3 protein-coding genes are annotated in these 4,524 nt (G+C 39.8%); 1 reads left to right on the top strand and 2 read right to left on the bottom strand.

Features of this window, described 5'->3' with window-relative positions; all coding sequences use genetic code 11:
* The coding region (locus ACYVRH_RS10935) for an HAD-IC family P-type ATPase (protein WP_461256947.1) at nucleotides 1-1,328 on the bottom strand (1,328 nt) is incomplete at its 3' end.
* Between the two features lie 234 nt (nucleotides 1,329-1,562).
* Nucleotides 1,563-3,401 carry a hypothetical protein gene (locus ACYVRH_RS10930; RefSeq protein WP_461256946.1) on the bottom strand — a complete coding sequence of 613 codons (1,839 nt, stop codon included), beginning with the start codon at nucleotides 3,399-3,401 and terminating at the stop codon, nucleotides 1,563-1,565.
* A 329-nt stretch (nucleotides 3,402-3,730) separates the two neighbouring features.
* Here ACYVRH_RS10930 and ACYVRH_RS10925 point away from each other — a divergent pair.
* A partial coding sequence (locus ACYVRH_RS10925; RefSeq protein WP_461256945.1) for a hypothetical protein occupies nucleotides 3,731-4,524 on the top strand: 794 nt, incomplete at its 3' end.

The following is a 4,524-nucleotide window of genomic DNA, read 5'->3' as shown; positions in this document are numbered from 1 at the left end:
CGGCGGCGGTTAAAATCGAAGGGGATTTCATCAAACTTTTTATAATCATTCCATAGATCAATCAGGTTTTTCTCGCGGGCGTGTTCAATGATAGAAATATCCATCAGGTTTTTTAAACCTGTTTGATAATGGCTGTTTAAAAACCCACGGCGAAGCACGTCAACATTTTCGTTGCCGTCAATATCCAGATGGTATTCAAGAATAACTTTGTCCTGCGTGATTGTTCCGGTTTTATCAGTACAAAGCACGTCCATCGCGCCGAAGTTTTGAATCGAATTCAAATCTTTGACGATAACTCGCTTTTTCGACATTGACACGGCGCCTTTGGCAAGGTTAGCTGAAACTATCATTGGAAGCATTTCCGGCGTAAGGCCTACCGCCACCGACAAGGCAAAGAGGAACGCGTCAAGCCAGTCTCCTTTTGTAAAACCGTTTACCAGTAAAACTATCGGAACCATTATCAGCATAAAACGGATAAGTACCCATGAAACTGAATTAACGCCTAACTCAAAACTTGTTGGCGGCGCTTTTTTCTGAAGCTGTTCCGCGATAGTGCCGAGTATTGTATCGTCTCCCACAGTCATAACTACCGCTATAGCCGAACCGGATATTACGTTAGTCCCCATGAACGCAAGGTTTTTCAGTTCCAGCGGATTGTTTCCAATGTCAGCTACAGGAGCGGAAAATTTCTCTACAGGCTCGCTTTCGCCGGTAAGTGCTGACTGGCTGATAAATAAATCCTTTGCTTGAATTATACGAACATCAGCGGGAACCATGTCTCCGGCGACAAGGTAAACAACGTCCCCCACGACAATTTCATCCATTGGAATTTCTTTTTTTTCAGAATAGGTATAATCTGATTCCTTATTCTTGAATTTCCGCGCCGCGCAAACGGTAGTTCTAACCATCTCGGTTAAATTTTTTGCCGCGTTGTTACTGCGCAATTCCTGAATAAACCGCAGAAACCCTGATATTGTAACCATTGTTAAAATAATGATAACTGCCGTATAGTCGGAATCGCCAGGCGGCGTTAAAATAACGTCTGTAAAAAAAGATACTGCGGCTAAAACCATAAGCACTATGGTAAAAGGATTGATAAAAGCGGTTACAAACCGTCTAAGCATGGAAGTTTCGTTTTGTTTTGTAATTTTATTTTCACCGTATTCATCGCGTTTTTCGTCAACGTAATCTTCATCGTAGCCGTCTATAGTATTTTCGTACTGAATAAGAAGGGTATTTCCGTCTTTGGCGGCAGCCCGCAAAAGCCGTTTTTTTGCCCTGTCCGCCGAGGTAGTAACGGTTTTTGTCTGCGTGTTTTTCTTGCTCATTTTGTATCTCCTCTATTATAAATCATTTTAAAATGAAAGCAGATACTAACGAAATGCCAAATGATTTTATTTATTAATATTTTATTGTTTTTTATTAATCAGTGTCAAGCGGCGGAATACATCTTCAAGCGCTAATAAGCATTATAACACTGGCTGTTACGGAATTTCAGTACCACGCCGCGCAACCTTTAAATAAAAAAGCCCCTCCCAAAACTGGAAAGGGCTTTTGTCTTTTTACGACGATGGCGGCGTAGTTGAGGTGTTAAACCCTATTTTATATGCGATTGGATCTTGACCTGAGGTGTAACTGATAATTACTTTGATATAATACTCACTCGTTTCTGTTACCGATATAGGGGGTGATAAAAAAGTAGCTCCAGACCCAAGAGTTATACTATCCCCTATTGCTGCCCCGTCAGGATCGTACAGTTGTACATCTATAGAAGTTGTTATTGAACCATGATTAAAATGGATATACTGGGTATCCGCAGTTGCGGTAAATTTAAACCATTGTTCGCCAGTTAATTGTGAGGCAATATTTCCATTAGCCCATTGGTCTTCGGTAAGCTCAGTTACATTTGCGGTTGGAACAGGCATTGTATCTAACGAGCTAAACGCTATTTGATATGGGTAGGGACCACTGGCAACATTGTACATAAAACTTACATTGATATAATATTCTTGATTGTTTGTTACCGGTCGTGAAATAGATGGAAGAGAACTATTCAAATTTTCCGACCCTCCTGCTTTTATCCCAATATTATTATATAATTGTACTTTCAGAATTGTTGAAGCAGCCCTAGTTATATATATATATTGGGTATCCGCAGTTGCGGTAAATTTAAACCATTGTTCGCTGTCTGGATTGGCAATACTTCCATCAGCCCATACCTTTTCAGTAAGCTCAGTTACGGTTTCAAAAGTAAAAGAATTACCAAACGTTATTTGATATGCGCCGCTTCCAGAACTGCTAAAGGGAGTTACCTTGATATAATATTTTTGATTCATCGTTACTGTTCGGGGGATATAGAGAGTACTGCTATTCAACCTTATTCTGTTCCCTGCTAGTATCCCTGTATTATCATACAGTTGTATATACACATCATTCAGGGTACCCGGTTTAAAATGTATAAATTGCGTACTCGCCGCCGCAGTAAAACTAAACCATTGTTCACCGTCTTCATCAATACTTCCGCTAACCCATGTACCGGCGGTATTAAGCGAGGTTACATTTTCGGTTGGCAATGTAATTGCGGGCGGCGTAGTTGAGTCTGTAACTCCTATTTTGTATGTACCGCCGGTTTCAGAAAAACCAGTATATACTCTGATATAATACTCTCCCTCAGATATATCCGTTTTGGAGATAGGCGAAGAAGCGGCAGACAGAGTTTCTTCTTCCCCTATTTGGGTCCAGTTGCTATCATATAGTCGTACATTCAAACTTGACATGGTGTCCGGTTCAAAATATATATAGCAGGTATTTGCAGTCGCGGTAAATTTGAACCATTGTTCGCCGGGGGCGGAACTAATATTGCCATTAATCCATTTGTTGCCGGGAATCTGGGTTACATTATTGGGAGGCGGCGTAATTGCGGGCGGTACATTGGAGCTAAACGCTATTTTGAATGTGCCGCATCTGCCTGTGATTTCAGCGTTGAGATCTGTCGTTGGCGTTCCCGTTATCTTTATATAATATATATTACCGGCCGTTAATGTTAGAGGATAAGAATTAACGCCCATCAGAGCCTTTATATTTCCTCTTTTTGTCTCGGCATCGTTATTATACAGTTGCATTTTCCCTATAACCATAGTGCCCGGCTCAAAATGGATATACTGGGCAGCCGCAGTTGCTTTGAATGTAAACCACTCTTCATCGTTTTCGGTAGGGATATTCCCGACAGTCCATACGCCTTGAGTAAGCTTGTTGGCGTTTTTTAAGATGGCAGGCTCCTTCTCTATTTCCATAACCATACAGCCTGTCAAAGACAAAGCAACGAAGCCAATTACCGCTGCAAGAACTACAATTGTTAAAAAACTGCGCCTTTTAGCACATTTGTTTTTTGTGTTTTTCATAAAAACTCCTTAACTCGTGATTTATTAAGAAAACTAGTGTCATTCATATACGCAAACCGAACCATAGGCTTGCCAGCGTTTTTTGAGTTTATTCTATTTAATATATAACAATAGTGAGAATTTTTCAGGTTCATTGTGAGCAATTTACAATATTCAAGTGAAATTTTCAAGATGCCAAATTTCATTAATTATACTTAGTAAGCAATCCGGCAACGCCGAATTGCCCTTGACAATGTTAATCCTGAGGGCTAAAATTTATACAGAATGCAAACTTTTGAAAAACACGACAAATTTTTTGCGCATAATCGTATATTAAGGAGAATTACACAATGATTAACCGGGAACAACTGCTTAAGATTTCTGAATTAAAATTGACCGGAAAAATAGAGCAAATGGATGAGGGCAAGCTCAACAATTTTGTCCAGTTATTAAATTCGTTTACCGATAACCTTCCGGAGATTAAGAAAAAAATTAATAACGCGCTGATAGCAAGAGATTACGACACATTGACAAAACATCTTTCAACAGTTCGGGACATGGTGGGAAAAATTTATGCGGACGACATAGCGCAGGATTGTACAAAGCAGATCAACTGGCTTGGCAGCGAAAAGCATGAGAAAGTTGAAGCCTATATGCGTTACTTCTTATCAAACTTGTCAATATTATCCACTGATATTCAAAAGGCGCAGAAGCCGGCAGGCGATTCATCAGATGAGGCGCATCAAGATGCGGCGCATCAAGATGCGGCTAATGCCGATAAAGAATCAGAAAATATTACCGTAGGAAAACTGCTTGAAATTTCGGATTTAAAGATTGATGGAAAAATAAAACAAATGGGAGATGATGAACTCCTCAGTTATTTACAGGTATTAAATACTTTTGTTGATAACTTTCCATCGCTGGAGGAAAAAATAAACGAAGCGTTAAAAACAAAGAATAATGACGCTTTGACAAAACACCTAACGGACGTTAAAGATATATTGGAAAAAATTTACGCTGACGAAATGGCGCAGGACTGTGCGAAACAGATTAGCTTGATTGGCAGCACATCGCCCGAAAAATTTGAAGCCTATATGCGTTACTTTTTATCTACCCTGTCCATGTTATCAATTGATATTCAGAT

It is taken from the genome of Treponema sp. R80B11-R83G3 (genome assembly GCF_054786115.1).
The sequence above is the reverse complement of the archived record's forward strand: the minus strand, read 5'-3'. Positions and strand labels throughout refer to the sequence as shown.

Coding starts and splice junctions, on each gene's coding strand:
- ACYVRH_RS10930 (WP_461256946.1), bottom strand. CDS start 3,401: ATGAAAAACACAAAAAACAAATGTGCTAAAAGGCGCAGTTTTTTAACA.